This is a genomic window from Streptomyces sp. NPDC002701 (assembly GCF_042889045.1).
Lineage (GTDB): Bacteria > Actinomycetota > Actinomycetes > Streptomycetales > Streptomycetaceae > Streptomyces.
Window position 1 is genome coordinate 744345 of sequence record NZ_JBIAQL010000003.1, and the last position, 19091, is coordinate 763435.

Genomic DNA, 19091 nt, shown 5'->3' on the forward strand with positions numbered 1-19091 from the left:
AGGGCCATGGCCAAGGATCGCCGCCATGCCTGCCCATGCTCACGCCCGTGCCCGTGCCTCTCGCCGGCGTGGGCTCGTGGCGCTGCGGCTGGGGCGGTTGGCGGTGATGGGTGCGGTCGCGGCGCTGATCCTGATCGCGGGTGTCTGGGCCTCCTGGGGGACGGCGCAGCACGTGATGCTCAGCAAGGGCCGTGAGCGCGGCACGATGACGGTCACGTCGTGCGGGGAGGACCGGTGCACGGGTCCGTACCGGCCGACGTCGGTGGGGTCCACCGCCCGGGACCTGGTCGTCGTCGACAGCGAGGTGGCCGTCGAGAGGGGCCGTACGTACGCGGTGGTGGTGAAGCCCGGCAGCGACGAGGTCGTGCGGACGGGTACCGGTGGTCTGCTCTACGCGTGGGTGCCGCTCGGGGGTGCGCTGCTGCTGGCCTCGGTGGTGGTGGCGGGCGGTCTGGGCAGGAGCCGGCTGGGCTGGGCGTTCGGCGGTGCGGGGCTGACGCTGGTCACGGCGGCGTTCCTGGCGCTCTGACACACCAGTGAGAGGGGGGGGGGGTGGTGGGGGGGGGGGGGGGCCCCCCCCCGCCGGGGGGGGGGGGGGGGGCGCCCGGGCCCGGGCCCCCCCCCCCCCCCCCCCCTCTCACTCTTGGGCTTCTGGGCTGTCAGCCGGTGTTGCGCAGGCCCGCCGCCACGCCGTTGACGGTGAGGAGCAGGGCGCGGGACAGCAGCGGGTCCGGCTCGGAGCCGGCCGCGGCCGCGTCGCGCTGGCGCTTGAGGAGGGCGACCTGGAGATACGAGATCGGGTCGAGGTAGGCGTCGCGGATGGTGAAGGTCTGCTTGAGCGCCGGGTGGGCGTCGAGGAGTTCCGCCTCACCGGTGATGCGCAGCACCTCGCGCACGGTCAGCTCGTGCTCGGCCTGGATGGTGGCGAACACGTGCTTGAGCTCGTCGGGGACGAGGGTGTCGACGTAGTGCCCGGCGATCCGCAGGTCCGTCTTGGCGAGGGTCATCTCGACGTTGGACAGGAAGTTGCGGAAGAAGTGCCACTGCTCGTGCATCTCCTCCAGCACGCTGTCGAGACCGGCCTCGCGCAGGGCCTTGAGGCCGGAGCCGACGCCGAACCAGCCGGGGACGATCTGCCGGGACTGGGTCCAGCCGAACACCCACGGGATGGCGCGCAGGCCGTCGAGCGAGACGCCCGAGCCGGGCCGGCGGGAGGGCCGCGAGCCCAGGTGCAGGTCGGCGAGCTGGTCCACGGGCGTCGACGCGAGGAAGTACGTCGGCAGGTCGGGGTCCTCGACGAGCTTGCGGTAGGCGTTGTGGGCGGCGTCCGAGACGACGTCCATCGCGGCGTCCCAGCGGGCCAGTGCCTCGTCGGACTGGCGCGGGGCGGTGTGCAGGGCGGACGCCTGAAGGGTGGCCGCGACGGTCAGTTCGAGGTTCTCACGGGCGAGCGACGGCACGAGGTACTTGTCGGAGATGACCTCGCCCTGTTCGGTGACCTTGATCTCGCCCTCCAGGGTGCCCCAGGGCTGGGCGAGGATGGCGTCGTGCGAGGGGCCGCCGCCGCGGCCGACGGTGCCGCCGCGGCCGTGGAAGAGCCGCAGGCGTACGCCGTAGCGGTGGGCGACGTCACGCAGCCGGCGCTGGGCGCGGTGGATCTCCCACTGGGAGGTGGTGATGCCACCGAACTTGGAGGAGTCGGAGTAGCCGAGCATGACCTCCTGCACGTCGCCGCGCAGGGCCACGAGCCGCCGGTAGGACGGGTCGGACAGCATGTCCTCAAGGATGGTGTCGGCGGCCTTGAGCTCGTCGGTGGTCTCCAGGAGCGGCACGATGCCGATCTTCGCCCAGCCGGCGTGCAGGTCGAGCAGTCCGGCCTCGCGGGCCAGCACGGCGGCGGCGAACACGTCGTCGGCGCCCTGGCACATCGAGATGATGTACGACTCGATGACCTCGGGCCCGAACACCTTGAGGGCCTTCTTGACGGTCTCGAAGACGCCGAGGGTCTTGGATCCCTCGGCGTCCAGCGGTGCGGGGGTCGGGCCGAGGGGCCGGCGGGAGCGCAGTTCCTTGGCGAGGAGCTTGTGCCGGTACTCGCGCGGCATGTCCTCGTAGCGCCAGGACTCCTCGCCGAGCCGGTCGAAGAGCTGCCCGAGCGCGTGGTGGTGGGCGTCGGCGTGCTCGCGTACGTCCATGGTGGCGAGCTGGAGGCCGAAGGCGGCGAGCGTGCGGATCGTACGGTTCATGCGGCCGTCGGCGAAGAGGGCGCCGCGGTGCTCGCGCAGGGAGGTCTGGATGAGCGTGAGGTCCTGCAGCAGTTCGGCGGTGCCGAGGTAGTCGCGGCCGTCCTCGTGCGGGATGTTCTTCGCCAGGCGCTGCTTGGTGTTCTCCAGCTTCTGCCGGATGCAGGTGGCCTTGAGCCGGTAGGGCTCCTCGGCGTTGAGGCGCTTGTAGCGGGGGCTGATCTCGGGCAGCCGCTCCAGGTCGCTCCGGAGTGAGGCGAGCAGCTCTTCCGTGGCGCCCGTGTAGCGGATCGAGTTGGACAGGAAGCCGCGCAGTTCGTCGATCAGTTCGAGCGCGTCGTTGATGCCGTGCTCGTGCTGGAGGATCAGGACGTCCCAGGTGACCTGCGGGGTCACGTTCGGGTTGCCGTCGCGGTCGCCGCCGATCCAGGTGCCGAAGGTGAGGGGGCGGGTGTCGTCGGGGAGCTGGACGCCGACGCGCTCCAGTTCCGCGGTGAGGTCCTCCAGGACGTCTCCGACGGCGCCTGCGTGCAGTTCGTCGAGGTAGTAGATGGCGTTGCGGGCCTCGTCGGCCGGTTCGGGGCGGACGACGCGCAGTTCGTCGGTCTGCCAGACCAGGTCGATGTTCTCGGCCAGACGGGTGTCGTAGCGGCGCCGGTCGGCTTCGATGACCGGGGTCTCCAGCAGGGCGGCGATACGGCGCAGCTTGTTCAGGACCGAGCGTCTGGCCGCCTCGGTGGGGTGCGCGGTGAAGACGGGGCGGACGTTGAGGTGCTGGACGGTGGCGCGCAGGTGCTCGGGGTCGGCGTCCTTGAGGCGGTCCGCCGTCCGGGCGAGGAGGCCGCCCTCGGCGGCGCGGCGGGCGCGCAGTTCGCGGCCGCGGTGCACCTGCTCGGTGACGTTGGCCAGGTGGAAGTAGGTGGAGAAGGCGCGGACCAGCTTGGCCGCGGTCTCCAGTTCGGTGCCGCGCAGTAGCTCGGCGGCGGCCTCGCCGTCCTCCCGGGTGAGGCGGCGGACCTTCTCGACCAGTTCGAGAAGCTCGGGGCCCTCCTGCCGTACGAGGGTCTCGCCCAGCAGGTCGCCGAGGCGGCGGATGTCGGCGCGCAGCTCACTGCCGGTTGTCGTCTGGTCGTCGGCACTGCTCACAGGTGCGGCTCCTTGCAGTGTTGAAGCTCGTCTGGAGGGGAACCCGTCAGCCCGAGGCGGCACGTACCGCGTCAGCGGCTGGGCATCCGGGAATGAAACGGAGCGGACCGCGCTGTCCGACCGAGACCAAGGATAGGTGTCCATCGGGACGCGCAGTCTCTCGGGCTCTTGCCCCGGAGGAACGCGCTGCCATACTTACGACGCCGTAGGTTACGGAACCGTAAGCGCCGTTTCCGGCTACCCCTAGCAACGGTTACCGGCCACACCCACACTCCTCGACCCCACAGGGGACGCCCCATGTCCACAAGCTCCGATGTGATCGACGACGCCCCGGAGGCGCGCGACAACGACCCCGCCGTCCCCTCCGCGACCGCCCCCTCCGCCACGCTGGGCGGCGAGAAGAAGCGGTCGATCGAGCAGGTCACCCTCCTCCTGTTCATCACCGTGCCGTTCCTGGCCGTCCTGGGGGCGGTTCCGCTGGCCTGGGGCTGGGGTGTGAGCTGGCTGGACCTCGGTCTGCTGGTGTTCTTCTACTTCCTGGGCTGCCACGGGATCACGATCGGATTCCACCGCTACTTCACGCACGGTGCCTTCAAGGCGAAGCGGCCGTTGCGCATCGCGCTCGCGATCGCCGGCTCCATGGCCGTGGAGGGGCCGCTGGTCCGCTGGGTGGCGGACCACCGCAAGCACCACAAGTTCTCCGACGCGGAGGGCGACCCCCACTCGCCGTGGCGTTTCGGGGAGACGGTCCCGGCGCTGATGAAGGGCCTGTGGTGGGCGCACATCGCGTGGATGTTCGACGAGGAGCAGACACCGCAGGAGAAGTACGCGCCGGACCTGATCAAGGACCGGGCGCTGCGGACGATCTCCCGGCAGTTCCTCCTGTGGGCGGGCCTGTCCATCGCGCTCCCCGCGGTGATCGGCGGCCTGGTGACGATGTCCTGGTGGGGCGCGTTCACCGGCTTCTTCTGGGGTTCCCTCGTCCGCGTGGCACTGCTGCACCACGTGACCTGGTCGATCAACTCGATCTGCCACGCGGTGGGCAAGCGGCCCTTCAAGTCGCGCGACCGTTCGGGCAACGTGTGGTGGCTGGCCGTGCTGTCGTGCGGCGAGTCCTGGCACAACCTGCACCATGCGGACCCGACGTCGGCGCGGCACGGGGTGGAGCGGGGTCAGGTCGACTCCTCGGCGCGGCTGATCCGCTGGTTCGAGCGGTTCGGCTGGGCGCATGACGTGCGCTGGCCGTCACGCTCACGTATCGATTCCCGGCGCAACCCGGACGGGAAGGGCGCCCGGCGGGGGGCGGAGACCGCCGAGGCTGCATGATGGACGGTGTGGCCGACTCCAGCACACCCAGCAATGACAAGCCGCGGCGCGTCCGCCGCACCCGGATGACCGGTGCGGAACGACGGGCCCAGTTGCTGGAGATCGGCCGCACCCTCTTCGCCCAGAAGGGTTTCGAGGCGACGTCGGTGGAGGAGATCGCGGCGAAGGCCGGGGTCTCCAAGCCGGTCGTCTACGAGCACTTCGGCGGCAAGGAAGGTCTGTACGCGGTCGTGGTGGACCGCGAGATGCGCCGTCTCCTGGACGGAGTGACGAGCTCGCTGACGGCCGGTCACCCCCGGGAGCTCTGCGAGCAGGCGGCGTTCGCCCTCCTCGACTACATCGAGGAGTACACGGACGGCTTCCGCATCCTGGTCCGCGACTCCCCGATCCCCCAGTCCACGGGCACGTTCGCGTCCCTCATCTCGGACATCGCCACGCAGGTGGAGGACATCCTGGGCCGCGAGTTCAGGCGCCGCGGCTTCGACTCGAAGCTCGCCCCGCTGTACGCGCAGGCCCTGGTCGGCATGGTCGCCCTCACCGGCCAGTGGTGGCTGGACGTCCGCCGCCCCAAGAAGGCCGAGGTGGCGGCCCACCTGGTCAACCTGGCCTGGCACGGCCTGGACGGCCTGGAGGCGAAGCCCCGGCTGATAGGCCGCCGGAAGAGCTGACGCACCGGCCACGGCATCGGCCTCGTGGTGCTCAACCGCTCTTCCGCGCCACCACGAACAGCCGGCGGAACGGCAGGACCGTGCCGTACGGGGCTGTCGGGTAGGCCGTGCGGAGCAGGTCGCGGTACTCCGCGGTGAACGCCTCCGAGGCTTCCGGGTCGTCGGCGAGCGCGGTCAGGACGGGGCGCATCCCCGTGCCCCTGGACCAGTCGAGAACCGGGTCCTCGCCGGTCAGGAGCTGCATGTACGTCGTCTCCCAGACGTCGACCGCGCAGCCGAGCCGTGCCAGCCGGTCCAGGTAGACCAGCGGGTCGTGGACCGAGTCCGGGCGGCGCAGGACTCCGGCGAGGCGCTCCTTCCACCGTGCGGAGGCGGCCAGTTCGCGCATCAGCGCGTGCAGCGGCGCGTCGATGGTGTGGGGCACCTGGAAGGCGAAGGTGCCGCCCGGCGCCACCGCGTCGAGCCAGGAGCCGAAGGCTTCGAGGTGGCCCGGCACCCACTGGAGCGCCGCGTTCGAGACGATCAGGTCGTACGTCTCCGCCGGTGCCCAGCCCGTGAGGTCCGCGTGGGCGAAGTCCAGGCGTCCGCCACCGGCCGTCGGCCCGGCGTGCTCCCCGGTCCGGACCAGCATCTCCGGGGAGTTGTCGTACCCGGTGACGTGCGCGGCCGGCCACCGCTCGGTCAGCTGGACGGTGACGTTGCCGGGTCCGCAGCCCAGATCGGCGATGCGGGCGGGGTCGCCGGGCAGCGCGGGAACGCGGGCGAGCAGGTCGGCGAAGGGACGGGCGCGGTGCTCCGCGTGGCGCAGATACTGGCCCGGGTCCCAGGTCGGAGTGGTGGCGGCGGACATCGGGGGCCTCCTGGAGGTCGGAGCGGGCTGGACTCCACCCCCACACCTTCACACCACAACTCTCTCGACGTCAAGAGACTTCACATCAAGAGACTTCATGTCGACACAACCACTACACTGATCGCCATGGAGGACGAGGTCGATCGGCTGGTCGCAGCATGGCGCCGGGAGCGCCCCGACCTCGACGTGGAACCGCTCGAGGTGCTCAGCCGCGTGAGCAGGCTCGCCCGGCACCTGGATCGCGCCCGCCGCATCGCGTTCGCCGAGCACGCCCTGGAACCCTGGGAGTTCGACGTGCTCACCTCGCTGAGGCGCGCCGGGGCCCCGTACCAGCTCTCCCCCGGGCAGCTCCTCACCCAGACCCTCGTCACCTCGGGCACGATGACGAACCGTATCGACCGGCTCGCGAAGAAGGGCCTGGTCGAGCGGCTCCCCGACCCCAGCGACCGGCGCGGCGTACTCGTGCGCCTCACCGAGGAGGGCCGCGACCGCGCCGACCAGGCCCTCGCCGGACTCCTGGACCAGGAGCGGGCGATCCTCGCGGAGCTCAGCCGGGCCCAGCGGGGCGAACTGGCGGCGCTGCTACGCCAGTTGACCGCCCCGTTCGACAACATCCCCGGTTAGGTCGACCGGCCCGACCCCGGCGCGGCGGGCGAGCGCCACGGCCGCGAGGGTCGAGTGCACGCCCAGTTTCCCCAGCACGTTCTGCATATGGGTGCGGACCGTGTGCGGGGAGAGGAACAGCCGCTCCGCGACGGCCTTGCGCCCGAGTCCGGCCACCATGCAGCGCAGCACCTCACGCTCGCGCGGCGTCAGCGACTCCACCAGCCGTTCGCTCTCGGTGCGGTGCTTGCGGGCGGCGGTCAGCTCGCGCAGCACGCCGGTGAGGAGCGCGGGCGGCAGATGCGTCTCGTCCCGCAGCACTCCGCGGATGACCGTCAGCAGCCGGGACAGTGAGCAGTCCTTGGCGACCCAGCCCGAGGCTCCCGCCTGCAGGGCGAGCGCCGCCCGCCGCGGATCGTCCTTCTCGGCGAGGACGACGGTACGGACGCCGGGCTGGCCCGAACGGACACCCGCCACCAGCGAGATGCCGTCGACCAGACCTTCTTCGTTGTTGTCGTGGACGGGCACGGCCGGGCGGGCGCCCGGCACGTTGCCGCCGAGGTCGGCGTCGACGAGCAGCACGTCAAATCTGCGGCCTTCCGCGACCGCCCGCTCCAGGCAGCGCAGCGCGGCAGGACCACTGCCGGCCGCGGACACGTCGACGTCGGGCTCGGCGGCCAGGGCGGCGGCGAGCGACTCGGCGAAGATACGGTGGTCGTCGACGACCAGAACACGGATGCGAACCACTGAAACCCCCACTGGTCGGGGGACGGACCGGCGCGGGTACGGCGCCCGAGGTGATCCCGAGCCTGCTGTCAGCTCGGAAAACGGGGTGCCGCAGCCGCACGGCCGCCGCCGTGCTGAAACTGCTACCCCCACTTCGGGCGTCGTACCCGACTGTCTCGCCCCCTGATCAGCACCGGCCCCCACCGGTGCTGTTCATCAGAGTACGGCTGGGCGGCTGGAGCGGAAGGTGATTTGCAGAACTGATTGGCCAGCACGTTTATGGTGAGCCGTATGTTTCGTATTGAGACAGAAGTCGACAAAGAGCGTAGCCAATTTCTGCGGTCCCGGCTGCGGGAGGCCAATACGGCGGCTTCTCCCGTGCTGCGCTCGCTGCGGGGAACCCCTGGTGAACGGGAGGTTCCGCTGCAGGTCTGGGCGTCGACGGAGGGCGGTGAGCTCGCGGGGGGCCTGATCGGGCACACCTGGGGGACGTGGCTGCATGTCGCCTGCCTGTGGGTCGACGAACGCCACCGCGGGTCGGGGCTGGGTTCGCATCTGCTGTCCCGGGCGGAGCGGCTGGCCGCGGCGTCGCGGGGCTGCCGTGCCGTTCGGCTGGAGACGTGGGACTTCCAGGCGCCGGACTTCTACCGCAAGCAGGGGTACGAGGTGGTGTGTGCGATCCCCGACTATCCGCCGGGGATCACGGAGTACACGCTGACGAAACGTCTGCCGTGACCGGGGGTTTTCTCGCCCCCGCCGCCCCTTCCCATTCCCGTCACTACTCGGGGGCGCTGCCCCCGAACCCCCGGTCCTCAAACGCCGGACGGGCTGCATTTCCAGCCCGTCCGGCGTTTGAGGACGAGCGCGCAGCGCGACCGCGGGGTCTGGGGGCGCAGCCCCCAGGGACGGGACGGGAAGGGGCGGCGGGGGCGAAACCAACCCCCGTCAGAGCACTCGCCGGGCGCCTTCCGAAGGGACCGCCGGGAACACCCGCGGCGCCGTGTACCCGGCCGCCGCGAACGCCTCCTCCACCGCCTTCGCGACCGTCCCGGCGTCCGCGGTCTCGACCAGGACGACCGCCGAGCCCCCGAAACCGCCGCCCGTCATCCGCGCCCCCAGCGCCCCCGCGGCGTTCGCCGTGGCGACCGCGAGGTCCAGTTCCGGGCAGGAGATCCGCAGGTCGTCACGGAGCGAGGCGTGGCCGGCCGTCAGGACGGGGCCGATCCCCCGGATGTCCCCCGCGTCGAGGAGCGCGATGACCTCCTCGACCCGGTGGTCGTCGGAGACCACGTGCCGTACGTACCGCCGCACCCGCTCGTCCGACAGGCGGTCGAGCGCCGCGTCGAGGTCCTCGTACGGGAGGTCACGCAGGAAGGGGACGCCGAGCTGCCGCGCGCCCTCCTCGCAGCCCTCGCGCCGCTCCGCGTACGCCCCGTCGCCCAGCGCGTGCTTGACCCGGCTGTCGACGACGAGGAGCTGGAGTCCCTGGGCGGGGAGGTCGAAGGGGACCTGGCGGATCGACAGGTCGCGGCAGTCGAGGTGCAGGGCGTGGCCCTCGGTGCAGCAGGCGGACGCCGTCTGGTCCATGACCCCGCAGGGCACGCCCACGAAGTCGTTCTCCGCGCGCTGGGCGACCCGGGCCAGTTCGGGCCCGGTGAGGCCGAGTGCGTACAGGTCGTTCAGGGCGAGGGCCGTCACCACTTCCAGGGCGGCCGAGGAGGACAGGCCGGCGCCCGTCGGGACCGTCGAGGCGAGGTGGATGTCCGCACCGGTGACGGCGTGCCCTGCCTCGCGCAGCACCCAGACGACTCCGGCGGGGTACGCGGCCCAGCTGGTGTTCGTCAGCGGCGCGAGGCCGTCGACGTGCAGCTCGACGACCGGGCCCTCGATGTCGGCCGAGTGGAGGCGCAGGACGCCGTCGTCGCGGCGCGAGACCGCCGCCACCGCCGTGTGCGGCAGCGCGAGCGGCATGACGAAGCCCTCGTTGAAGTCGGTGTACTCACCGATCAGGTTGACCCGGCCGGGCGCCGCCCAGATCCCGTCGGGCGGCGTCCCGTACAGCCTCTCGAACCCGCCACGGACCTGCTCGGCCGCTTCTTCCGCCCCCACTAGTGCCCCTCCGCCTTCACGCTGTCCGGCGCGGTGTCCCGCGCGATGTTCTGGGCGAACTCCCACGCGTCCGCGACGATTCCCGCGAGGTCCGCGCGGGACGGCTGCCAGCCCAGCCGGTCGCGGGCCGTGGCGGCGGAGGCGACCAGGACCGCCGGGTCGCCGGCCCGGCGCGGGGCCGCGACCTCGGGGATCGGGTGCCCGGTCACCCGGCGGACGGTCTCGATCACCTCGCGGACCGAGAAGCCGTTGCCGTTGCCGAGGTTGCAGATCAGGTGCTCGCCGGGCCGCGCGGCGGCGACCGCCAGCAGGTGCGCCTCGGCGAGGTCCGCCACGTGGATGTAGTCGCGGACGCAGGTGCCGTCCGGCGTCGGGTAGTCGTCGCCGTAGACGGAGATGGCCTCGCGGCGGCCCTGGGCGACCTGGAGGACGAGCGGGATGAGGTGCGACTCGGGGTCGTGCCGCTCGCCGCTGGTGCCGTACGCGCCCGCCACGTTGAAGTAGCGCAGCGAGACGGCGGCGAGCCCGTGTGCGGCCGCCTCACCCGTGATCATGTGGTCGACGGCCAGCTTCGAGGCGCCGTAGGGGTTGGTGGGGAGCGTCGGCGCGGACTCGACGATGGGGGTCGTCTCCGGCTCGCCGTACGTCGCCGCGGTGGAGGAGAAGACCAGCCGGCGGACGCCCGCCTCGCGCATGGCGGCGAGCAGGGCCATCGTGCCGCCGACGTTGTTGTCCCAGTACTTCTCGGGCTTCACGACCGACTCGCCGACCTGCGAGAACGCCGCGAAGTGCAGCACGGCGTCGTACGAGGGGTCGAGCCACTTGGCCGCGTCGCGGATGTCGCCCTCGATGAAGGCGGCGCCCGCGGGGACGCCCTCGCGGAAGCCGGTGGAGAGGTTGTCGAGGACGGTCACCTCGTGGCCCGCCTCCAGCAGGTGCTGGGCGACCACGCTGCCCACATAACCCGCACCGCCGGTGACCAGGTACTTACCGCTCATCAACTTGCTACCTCTCGCAGTCGCTGGGCCGCGGTCTCCGGCGGCACGTCGTTGATGAACACGTTCATGCCGGACTCGGAACCCGCGAGGAACTTCAGCTTGCCGGACGTCCGGCGGATGGTGAAAAGCTCGAGGTGGAGCGCGAAGTCCTCGCGCACCACGCCGTCGAACTCCTCCAGCGTGCCGAACGGTGCCTGGTGCCAGGCGGAGATGTACGGCGTCGCCGGCTCATCCTCGCCGAAGATCCGGTCGAAGCGCCTCAACAGTTCCAGATAGACCTGGGGGAACTCTGTGCGCGCGTCCTCGTCCAGGCCCAGCAGGTCCGGCACGCGGCGCCGCGGATACAGGTGCACCTCGTAGGGCCAGTGCGCCGAGTACGGCACGAACGCCACCCAGTGGCCGGTCTCCAGGACGACCCGCTCGCCGGCCAGCTCCCTCTCCAGCACGGAGTCGAAGAGGTTCTCCCCGCCGGTGGCCTCCTTGTGCGCCGCCAGCGAACGGAGCATCAGGGCCGTTCGAGGCGTCGTGAAGGGGTAGGCGTAGATCTGCCCGTGCGGGTGACCGAGTGTCACCCCGATCTCGGCACCGCGGTTCTCGAAACAGAACACCTGCTCCACGGAGGGGAGATGCGACAGCTCGGCCGTGCGGTCGGTCCACGCCTCCAGGACCAGGCCCGCCTGTTCCTCCGTCAGGTCGGCGAAGGACGCGTCGTGGTCCGAGGTGAAGCAGACGACCTCGCACCGTCCGCTGTCCCCGGCGAGCGAGGGGAAGCGGTTCTCGAAGACCGCGACGTCGTACGAGGAGTCCGGGATCTCGCTGAGCCGGTCGCCCTCGGACGGGCACAGCGGGCACTCACCGGCCGGCGGGTGGTAGGTGCGGCCCTGGCGGTGCGAGGCGATGGCCACCGCGTCACCGAGCAGCGGGTCGCGCCGTACCTCCGAAGTGGTGACCGTGCGGTCGAGCGGGCGCCGGTCCACCGCGTCGCGCACCGAGTCGTCGCGCGAGTCGTAGTAGATGAGCTCACGACCGTCGGCCAGCCGGGTCGAGGTCTTCTTCACGCCGGACTCCCCATCCCTAACCCGATCAAACCAGGAAACAGAACCAAACACATCAAACCACAAATCCCCACGCACGTCATCACCACAACCAAACAAAGACCACCAAGATGACGATCATCCACACGAAGTGAGCGCAGATGCAGACCCCCACACATCCAGCCTCCGCGTCGCCCGCGTACCTGGCCGCGGAACTGCGGCTCCCCACCAACTGGCTCGACTACACGATCCTGGCCATCTACTTCGTCGTCGTGCTCGGCATCGGCTTCGCGGCCCGCCGCTCGGTGAAGACCAGCCTCGACTTCTTCCTCTCCGGGCGCTCGCTGCCCGCCTGGGTGACCGGGCTCGCCTTCGTCGCCGCCAACCTCGGCGCGACCGAGATCCTCGGCATGGCCGCCAACAGTGCCCAGTACGGCGTGTACACCGTGCACTGGTACTGGATCGGTGCCATCCCCGCCATGGTCTTCCTGGGCCTGGTGATGATGCCGTTCTACTACGGGTCGAAGGTCAGGTCCGTCCCCGAGTTCCTGCTGCTGCGCTTCGACAAGTCGGCGCACCTGCTCAGCTCGGTGCTGTTCGCCTTCGCGGCGGTCCTCATCGCCGGCGTGAACCTCTACGCGCTGGCCATCGTCGTCGAGGCGCTGCTCGGCTGGCCCGAGTGGGTGTCGATCGTCGTCGCGGGCGCCTTCGTGCTCGGCTACATCACCCTCGGCGGCCTGTCGTCCGCGATCTACAACGAGGTGCTGCAGTTCTTCGTCATCCTCGCCGCGCTCATCCCGCTCACGGTGCTCGGCCTGATCAAGGTCGGCGGCTGGGACGGCCTGACCGACTCGCTCACCGCGAGCCACGGCGGTGACTTCACCACCGCGTGGGGCGGCACCGGCATCGGCAGCGACAACCCGCTCGGCGCCAACTGGCTCACCATCGTCCTGGGCCTCGGCTTCGTGCTCTCCTTCGGCTACTGGACGACCAACTTCGCCGAGGTGCAGCGCGCCCTGTCCGCGAAGAACCTGTCGGCGGCCCAGCGCACCCCGCTCATCGCCGCGTTCCCGAAGATCTTCATCGTCTTCCTGGTGATGATCCCCGGTCTCGTCGCCGCCGTGCTCGTACCGAAGATCGGGACGGCCGGCTCCGACCTCCAGTACAACGACGCGATCCCGTACCTGATGGAGGACCTGCTCCCCAACGGTGTCCTCGGCATCGCGGTGACGGGTCTGCTGGCGGCCTTCATGGCGGGCATGGCGGCCAACATCTCGTCCTTCAACACCGTCTTCACCAACGACATCTGGGGCAAGTACGTGAAGCGGGACGAGGAGGACGCGTACTACGTGCGCTTCGGCCGTCTCATCACGGCGATCGGCGTGCTGGCGTCCATCGGCACGGCGTTCCTGGCCTCCTCGTTCTCGAACATCATGAGCTACCTCCAGACGCTGTTCTCCTTCTTCAACGTGCCGATGTTCGTCGTCTTCATCGTCGGCATGTTCTGGCGGCGCGCGTCCATGAAGTCCGGGTTCTGGGGGCTGCTGGCCGGCACCACGGCCGCGATGGTGAACTACTTCGTCCTCTACAAGCAGGACATCATCGGCATCCCCTCCGACCAGGGCGCCAACTTCGTCTCCGCGATCGCCGGGTTCGTGGCCGGTGCGGTGGTCATGGTCGCCGTGTCGCTGTTCACCGCGCCGAAGCCGGCCGAGGAGCTGCGGGGGCTGGTGTACGGGACGAGCTCGCCCGGCATGGAGGAACCGGCCGGCGAGGGCGACGACGCCTGGTACCGCAAGCCGGCCCTGCTCGGCTGGGGCGCCGTCATCCTGGCCGCCGCCTGCTACATCCCCTTCTCCTTCTGACCCTTTCTCCTTCTGACGACCGGAGGGCTGATCACCCATGTCGGCACATCCCGAACGCCCCGACCGACCCGACCGCCCCGGACACAGCGGGCCCGGCGGGGACTCCGAGAGCGACGTCCAACGCGAGGTCACCGAACTGCAGGGCAGGTCGGCCACCGCGGCCCGGCTCTTCGACATCCGCCGGATCATCGGCGCTCTCTTCGTGGTCTACGGAATCATCGTGACGATCGCCGGGATCACCGCGTCCGACGCCGACATCGACAAGGCGGAGGGCGTCAACATCAACCTGTGGACGGGCCTGAGCATGCTGGCCCTCGGCCTGTTCTTCCTCGTCTGGCTGTGGCTGCGGCCCGTGGCACCGCCCACCCCGGCCGACGACACGACCGGGCCGCCGGCCTGACCCGGCGGCCGGCGGACGACGTGGGGAGAACCCCCGCCGACGTATGAGGACGACCGGATGGCCGGCCGGTACGCGCGTTCCTACGGTTGACGCATGCCGATCACCCGCAACAGCACCGCGCGTACCGGCCGCCCGCCCCCGCAGTGGGGGCATCACGGACCTCGTCGGCCACGCGCTCTGCGCCGCCCGGTGAAGCCGCCGCGGGACGGCGACCCGGGTGCGTCCTAGACCTCCGGCCCCGCGCCCGGCACCGGGTGCGGGGACACCGGTCCCGCCCGGTCGAGCAGACCCGTCCGGGCCGCCAGCGCCGCGGCCTCCAGGCGGGAGCCCACGCCCAGCTTCATCAGCACCCGCTGCACGTGGGTGCGCGCGGTGCTCGGCGCTATGCCCATGCCGGCCGCGATGAGCCGGGTGTCCTCGCCGTCGGCCACCCGCACCAGCACCTCGACCTCCCGGGGCGTCAGCATCTGGAGCAGCCGCTGTCCCTCGTCGTCGGGCTGCGCGGCCGGGTTGAGGAGTTCGCTGAAGGCGCCCTGGAGGAGCTGCGGTGCCACCGCGGCCTCCCCCGCGCGGGCCTTCATGATGGCCCGCTCGACACCCTCTATCCGCTCGTCGTGCCGTACGTAGCCGGAAGCGCCCGAGGCGAAGGCGGCGGCGATCCCACGCGGGTTGGGGACCGGTCCGAGGACCAGCACCGCGACCTGCGGACGCTCCCGTTTGATCTTCACCACCGGGTCGAAGATGCCCGGTTCGGCAGGCGTGGCCGTGCCGATCAGGCACACCTCCGGCGCCCTCGTGATCACCAGCTCCGCCGCTCCCGCGGCGGGCGCGGCCGCGGCCAGCACGCGGTGCCCGCGCAGTTTCAAGGCCGAGGCGAGCGCCTCGGCGAGCAGTCGGTGGTCGTCGACCACCATGAGCCGCACTCCCATCGAGCCCAACCCCCCAGTCCCCCCAAGGTTCTACTGGTACCCCATGGACAGGAGCCCCCCGGCTCTCCATCCCCCGGAAGCTACACGCTTGTTCGACGTTGCGCTCCCCCTACCGGAGAGAAGTGCCCCGGATTTCCGAAATTCCTCGCATTCGCGAGCGATGGGGGGTACGAGAACGGCCCCGCCCCTGAGCAGGGACGGAGCCGTGATCGACGGACGAACGCTTGACCGCCGTACTACCCGGGGCCGGTCGCCCGGCCCGAACGGTCGCGTCCGGTCATTCGGCGCCGAAACCGATCGCCGTGTAGTCCTTCTCGTCCTTCGAGTACGGCGCGCTGACCAAGTCCTCGGCGAGGAAGAGCCGGCCGCCGGAGTAGAGCATCTCCGACGTCTTGGGCACCATCCCGCTGATCGCGTTGCGGACCTGGTCGGTGGCCGGGGTCTCCAGGAGCTTGGTCTCCTTGAACGACGTGCCGTCGATGGAGACGACCTGCGAACCCTTGTCGTACGGGCCGTTCTTGAAGGCGATGATGTCGGTGCCGTCCATCCGGATCGGGAAGATCTCGTAGCCGTCGCCCGCGTCGGCGCGGTCACTGGTGGACTTGCCGGTGGCCAGCGAGAACGACACGATCTCGTTGACGCGGCTGTACTGCTCGGCACCCTCGTGCTGCTTGGTCGGCACGTACAGCTTGTCGTTGCCGACCGCGATCGACTTGCAGTCGTGGACCTTGTTCACCCCGCAGTCGTGCTCGTACTTGCCGTCCTCGAGCGTGATCTTCGTCCGCAGCTTGCCGCTGTCGTCCAGCGAGAAGACGTCGGTCGCGCCGGACGCGGTGATCTCACCGGAGTCCACGCCGAAGACGACCGGCTTGGTGGAGATGACCTTGGCGTTGTCGATGCCCGTGGGGAGCTTGTAGCTCCACTTGACGGTGCCCGTCTTCGGGTCGAGCAGCTGGACCTCGTACTTCTCGTTGCCGTAGTCGCCGCACTTGCGGACCGCGACCAGCTGCTCGCCGCCCGCGTAACCGACGTCCTCGCAGGTGTCGACCTTCGGCTGCCACAGGATCTTGCCGTCGGTGATGTCGAAGGCGGCGCCGCCGTTGAGGCCGGAGCCCGCCGCGACCGTGGTGCCGGTGATGCTGACCTCCTTGAAGGCGGCCTTCTCACCGCCGCCCGGGGCCACCGACTTCGTCCAGAGCGCCTTACCGGTGTTCACGTTGAAAGCGGTGACCTCGGTGCACTCGGGGTACGGGTCGGCCTTGGTGCGCGGGGCGTCCTCGGCGACCACCACGGCGACGCCGTCCTTGGTGACCTCGGGGGAACCGGCGCAGGTCAGACCGGTCAGCGGCAGGGACCAGGACTCCTTGCCGGTGTCCGGGTCATGGCCGACGACCTTGCGGACGCCCGCCTTGGCGTACACCTTGTCGGTCAGCCAGGAGCCCTCCACGCTCCAGACCTCCTTCTTGGGGACCTCCGGGGCGGGCAGCTGGAAGAGGACCTTCGCGCTGGTGCTGGCCGGGACCTTCTCCGAGCCGCCGCCTCCGCCGGCGTCCTCGCCGCCGCCGTCACCGTCCTTGCCCTCGGTGCCGCCGGGGCCCGCGGAGGTGTCCTTGTCGTCGTCCTTGCCGGACGAGTTCGCGTACAGGACACCGCCGCCGACGATCAGCGCGATCGCCACCACGGCCGCGACGATGATCGCCACCTGCGCGTTGCCCTTGCGCCCGCCCTGCGGGACCTGCGGCTGCATCGGCATGGTGTTCGGCTGCGGATAGCCGTACGGAGGCTGCTGCCCCGGGTAGCCGTAGCCCGTCTGGGGCTGCTGGCCCGGGTAGCCGTACCCCGGCTGGCCCTGCGGCTGCGGGGCTCCGGGGGTCTGCGGGTAGCCGTACGGCTGCTGCGGCGGGCCCGGCGGAGGCGTGCCGGGCGGGCCCGCCGGGGGCGGGGTCTGCGGTGTCTGCGGGTAGCCGTAGCCCGGCTGGGGCTGCTGGGGAGGCCCGGCCGGCGGACCGGCGGGCGGCGTGGGCGGCGGCGTGGGCGGGCCGAACCCGCCCGGAGGCGGGTCCTGCGGGGCGCCGAAACCGCCACCCTGGGGCGGCTGGCTGGGCGGGGGCGGCGGCTGGCTCATGGCGTGAGTACCTCTGATGCGAAGGGGACGGAGGTCGGGTGGAGGTGCGCGGGGCGGGGGCGGTGAGCGGTAGAAGGAGCGGGCCGCGTCACTTGCCGTAGGCCAGCATCAACTTCTCCTTGGACTGGTCGTTGCCCGTCAGCCGGGTGGTGGAGAGGTAGAAGCGCCCGTCCACGTAGGCGACGGCCTTCGAGAAGAAACCGTTCTCCACTTCCGCGGCGCCCTGCGGGTTCTGCAGCAGCGTCTTCGGCGTGTGCGCGCCGCCGCCGGTCGGGACCGAGACGACCCGCCCGCCCGCGTCGTAGGAGGGCCGCACGTACGCGATGAGGTTCGTGCCGTCCATCCGCAGCGGCATCATCGAGTCGTCCGCCGGGGACTTGGTGCGCCACTTCTCCTTGCCGGTCTCCAGGCTGATCGCGACGATCTCGTTGGCGCCGCTCTTCGCCTCGGTCGGCAGGTAGAGGGTGTTGGCGTCGGCGGCCACGCCGTCGCAGCCCAGCAGGTCACGCGAGAGGATCGCCCAGCCGCAGTCCGGCGCGAACGACTCGTCGACGTCGACCTGCGAGCGGGCCGTGCCGTCGTTCTTCAGCGCGGTGACGTTCCACTGCTTCTTGTCCGCGTTGGTGAGATAGAGGACGACGGGGTCGACGGAGTACGCCCGCTCGACGCGCCAGCCCTTGGGAATCTTCTTCGTCCACTTGACCTTGCCGGTCGCCGGGTCGAGCTCCTGCACCTCGTCGTGCTCGTCGTCGCCGCCGGCACCGCAGGAGGCGACGGAGAGCAGCTTGGCGCCACCGGCGAACGCCGACGGGAAGCAGGCGGTGCCGTACTTCTTCTTGTCGAAGAGCTTGTCGCCGCTGGCCGTGTCGTAGCCGACGCCGGACATCGAGCGGCCGACCATCAGCGTGTCCCCGGCGATGTTCAGGCTGAGGCTGAGGGAGCTGTCGAACAGGTCCCCCTTCGGGATCTCCTTGGTCCAGCCCTTCTTGCCGGTGGCGAGGTCGATCTCCACGACCTGGTTGCACTCGGCGGCGTCCTTGGAGCCTTCCTTGTACGCCACGAAGACCTTGTCGTCGGACGTCTTCTGGGCGGACGCGGCACAGATCGGCTGCGGGAACGTGATCGCGGGCCAGCTCACCCCGCCGTTGGCGACGTCGTAGGCGAAGACCTGCTTGTACGCGGCCTTCACGGCGACCTTGTCCGTGATCCACATACCGGGGGCGTCGGCGCCGGAAGCGGGCGCGTCGGGTGCCTCCTTGTACCAGAGCACCTTCGACTCGCCCGCCTGGCGGCCCTCGTTGAGGTCCTCGGAGCCGGCGTTGCCGTCGCCCTCGCCGTCACCGGGGTTGACCGGCGCGTCGGAGCCGGAGGGCTTGGCGTCCTGGCTCGCGTCGGCGACAGGCTGCTTCTCCCCGTCGTCACCGCCGCTGGTGACGGCCCACACGGTGCCGCCGATGACCAGCACCGCCGCCAGCGCCGCACCGATGATCACGGCGGGCCTGCCCTTGAACGGGCTGCCCGAGCCGCCACCCGGCGGGACACCGGGCCCGCCCGGGTACTGCGGCTGCGCCGGGTACCCGTAGCCGGGCTGCGGGCCGTACGGCCCCGGCTGCTGCGGCTGGCCGTACGGACCGGGCTGGGCGTACGGGCCGGGCTGCTGGGCGTAGGGACCGGGCTGGCCGTACGGGCCCGGCTGCTGGGGCTGGCCGTACGGACCGGGCTGCTGCGGATACCCGTAACCGGGTCCGGCCGGGGGCGGCGGGGTGCCGGGGGCGCCCTGCGGGGGCGGCGGGGTGCCGGGTGCCGCGCTCTGCGGGGACGCCGGGGCCTGGGCGGGCGGTGGCGGCATGGCTCCCCGCGGGTCCTGCGGGGGGCCGAAGCCGCCCTGCGGTGACGGGTCCTGCGGTGCTCCGGACCCGCCCTGCTGCGACGGCTCCTTGGGCGGCTGAGTCATCAGCGCGTCCCCCCTCTTCACTGATTTTTAGCCATGCCCTGCAGTACACACCGCGCCTGGCGATGCACTCACAGTGGTGGTCAGAAGACCTGAGACTGTTCCCAGACGGCTCTTT

The 19091-nt window shown here is 70.9% G+C and carries 16 protein-coding genes; 7 read left to right on the forward strand and 9 right to left on the reverse strand.

Going from position 1 to position 19091, the window contains the following annotated elements; translation table 11 throughout:
- The first annotated feature begins 25 nt into the window (after nt 1-25).
- Complete coding sequence (locus ACFYXC_RS11710) at nt 26-529, forward strand: hypothetical protein (RefSeq protein WP_389549670.1); 504 nt, start codon at nt 26-28, stop codon at nt 527-529.
- 130 nt (nt 530-659) lie between these two features.
- Here ACFYXC_RS11710 and ppc read toward each other — a convergent pair whose 3' ends face one another.
- Nucleotides 660-3389, reverse strand: coding sequence for a phosphoenolpyruvate carboxylase (gene ppc / locus ACFYXC_RS11715; protein ID WP_388918852.1), 2730 nt, complete (start codon nt 3387-3389; stop codon nt 660-662).
- Nucleotides 3390-3686: 297 nt separating this feature from the next.
- Here ppc and ACFYXC_RS11720 point away from each other — a divergent pair, with 297 nt between their 5' ends.
- Both ACFYXC_RS11720 and ACFYXC_RS11725 read left to right on the forward strand, forming a co-directional pair.
- Complete coding sequence (locus ACFYXC_RS11720) at nt 3687-4715, forward strand: acyl-CoA desaturase (RefSeq protein ID WP_389549673.1); 1029 nt, start codon at nt 3687-3689, stop codon at nt 4713-4715.
- Nucleotides 4712-5383: a TetR family transcriptional regulator gene (locus ACFYXC_RS11725; RefSeq protein ID WP_389549676.1), complete on the forward strand. Its 672-nt coding sequence runs from the start codon at nt 4712-4714 to the stop codon at nt 5381-5383. Before ACFYXC_RS11720 ends, ACFYXC_RS11725 begins: the two co-directional genes overlap by 4 nt.
- Nucleotides 5384-5414: 31 nt before the next feature.
- Here ACFYXC_RS11725 and ACFYXC_RS11730 read toward each other — a convergent pair whose 3' ends face one another.
- The gene (locus ACFYXC_RS11730) at nt 5415-6233 is read right to left on the reverse strand and encodes a trans-aconitate 2-methyltransferase (RefSeq protein WP_389549679.1); all 819 of its coding nucleotides are present in this window, start codon (nt 6231-6233) and stop codon (nt 5415-5417) included.
- Nucleotides 6234-6359: 126 nt separating this feature from the next.
- Between ACFYXC_RS11730 and ACFYXC_RS11735 the strand changes: the two genes are divergently transcribed.
- Nucleotides 6360-6857 (forward strand): MarR family transcriptional regulator, encoded by a 498-nt coding sequence (locus ACFYXC_RS11735; RefSeq protein ID WP_314413000.1) that lies wholly within the window; start codon nt 6360-6362, stop codon nt 6855-6857.
- Here ACFYXC_RS11735 and ACFYXC_RS11740 read toward each other — a convergent pair.
- Complete coding sequence (locus tag ACFYXC_RS11740) at nt 6816-7583, reverse strand: LuxR C-terminal-related transcriptional regulator (RefSeq protein ID WP_388918865.1); 768 nt, start codon at nt 7581-7583, stop codon at nt 6816-6818. The genes ACFYXC_RS11735 and ACFYXC_RS11740 overlap by 42 nt on opposite strands.
- 258 nt (nt 7584-7841) lie before the next feature.
- Between ACFYXC_RS11740 and ACFYXC_RS11745 the strand changes: the two genes are divergently transcribed.
- Nucleotides 7842-8297: a GNAT family N-acetyltransferase gene (locus ACFYXC_RS11745; protein ID WP_389550036.1), complete on the forward strand. Its 456-nt coding sequence runs from the start codon at nt 7842-7844 to the stop codon at nt 8295-8297.
- A gap of 210 nt (nt 8298-8507) precedes the next feature.
- Here ACFYXC_RS11745 and galK read toward each other — a convergent pair whose 3' ends face one another.
- The 3 genes from galK to galT are packed head-to-tail and all read right to left on the reverse strand — an operon-like array spanning nt 8508 to nt 11727.
- The gene (galK, locus tag ACFYXC_RS11750; RefSeq protein WP_389549684.1) at nt 8508-9671 is read right to left on the reverse strand and encodes a galactokinase; all 1164 of its coding nucleotides are present in this window, start codon (nt 9669-9671) and stop codon (nt 8508-8510) included.
- The gene (gene galE, locus ACFYXC_RS11755; protein WP_388918871.1) at nt 9671-10669 is read right to left on the reverse strand and encodes a UDP-glucose 4-epimerase GalE; all 999 of its coding nucleotides are present in this window, start codon (nt 10667-10669) and stop codon (nt 9671-9673) included. Before galE ends, galK begins: the two co-directional genes overlap by 1 nt.
- Nucleotides 10669-11727, reverse strand: a complete 1059-nt coding sequence (galT, locus tag ACFYXC_RS11760) for a galactose-1-phosphate uridylyltransferase (RefSeq protein WP_389549688.1) — start codon at nt 11725-11727, stop codon at nt 10669-10671. The genes galE and galT overlap by 1 nt, the downstream gene beginning before the upstream one ends.
- Before the next feature lie 137 nt (nt 11728-11864).
- On the opposite strand from galT, the gene ACFYXC_RS11765 reads away from it, so the two are divergent.
- Nucleotides 11865-13568, forward strand: a complete 1704-nt coding sequence (locus ACFYXC_RS11765) for a sodium:solute symporter family protein (RefSeq protein ID WP_388918877.1) — start codon at nt 11865-11867, stop codon at nt 13566-13568.
- 37 nt (nt 13569-13605) lie between these two features.
- Nucleotides 13606-13968 carry a hypothetical protein gene (locus ACFYXC_RS11770; RefSeq protein WP_388918880.1) on the forward strand — a complete coding sequence of 121 codons (363 nt, stop codon included), beginning with the start codon at nt 13606-13608 and terminating at the stop codon, nt 13966-13968.
- Nucleotides 13969-14192: 224 nt separating this feature from the next.
- On the opposite strand, the gene ACFYXC_RS11775 is transcribed toward ACFYXC_RS11770, so the two are convergent.
- From ACFYXC_RS11775 to ACFYXC_RS11785, 3 genes are all read right to left on the reverse strand, one after another.
- Nucleotides 14193-14897: a LuxR C-terminal-related transcriptional regulator gene (locus ACFYXC_RS11775; RefSeq protein ID WP_389549693.1), complete on the reverse strand. Its 705-nt coding sequence runs from the start codon at nt 14895-14897 to the stop codon at nt 14193-14195.
- A 277-nt stretch (nt 14898-15174) separates the two neighbouring features.
- Complete coding sequence (locus ACFYXC_RS11780) at nt 15175-17022, reverse strand: PQQ-binding-like beta-propeller repeat protein (protein ID WP_389549695.1); 1848 nt, start codon at nt 17020-17022, stop codon at nt 15175-15177.
- A gap of 88 nt (nt 17023-17110) precedes the next feature.
- Complete coding sequence (locus ACFYXC_RS11785) at nt 17111-18976, reverse strand: PQQ-binding-like beta-propeller repeat protein (protein ID WP_389549697.1); 1866 nt, start codon at nt 18974-18976, stop codon at nt 17111-17113.
- Nucleotides 18977-19091 lie beyond the last annotated feature (115 nt).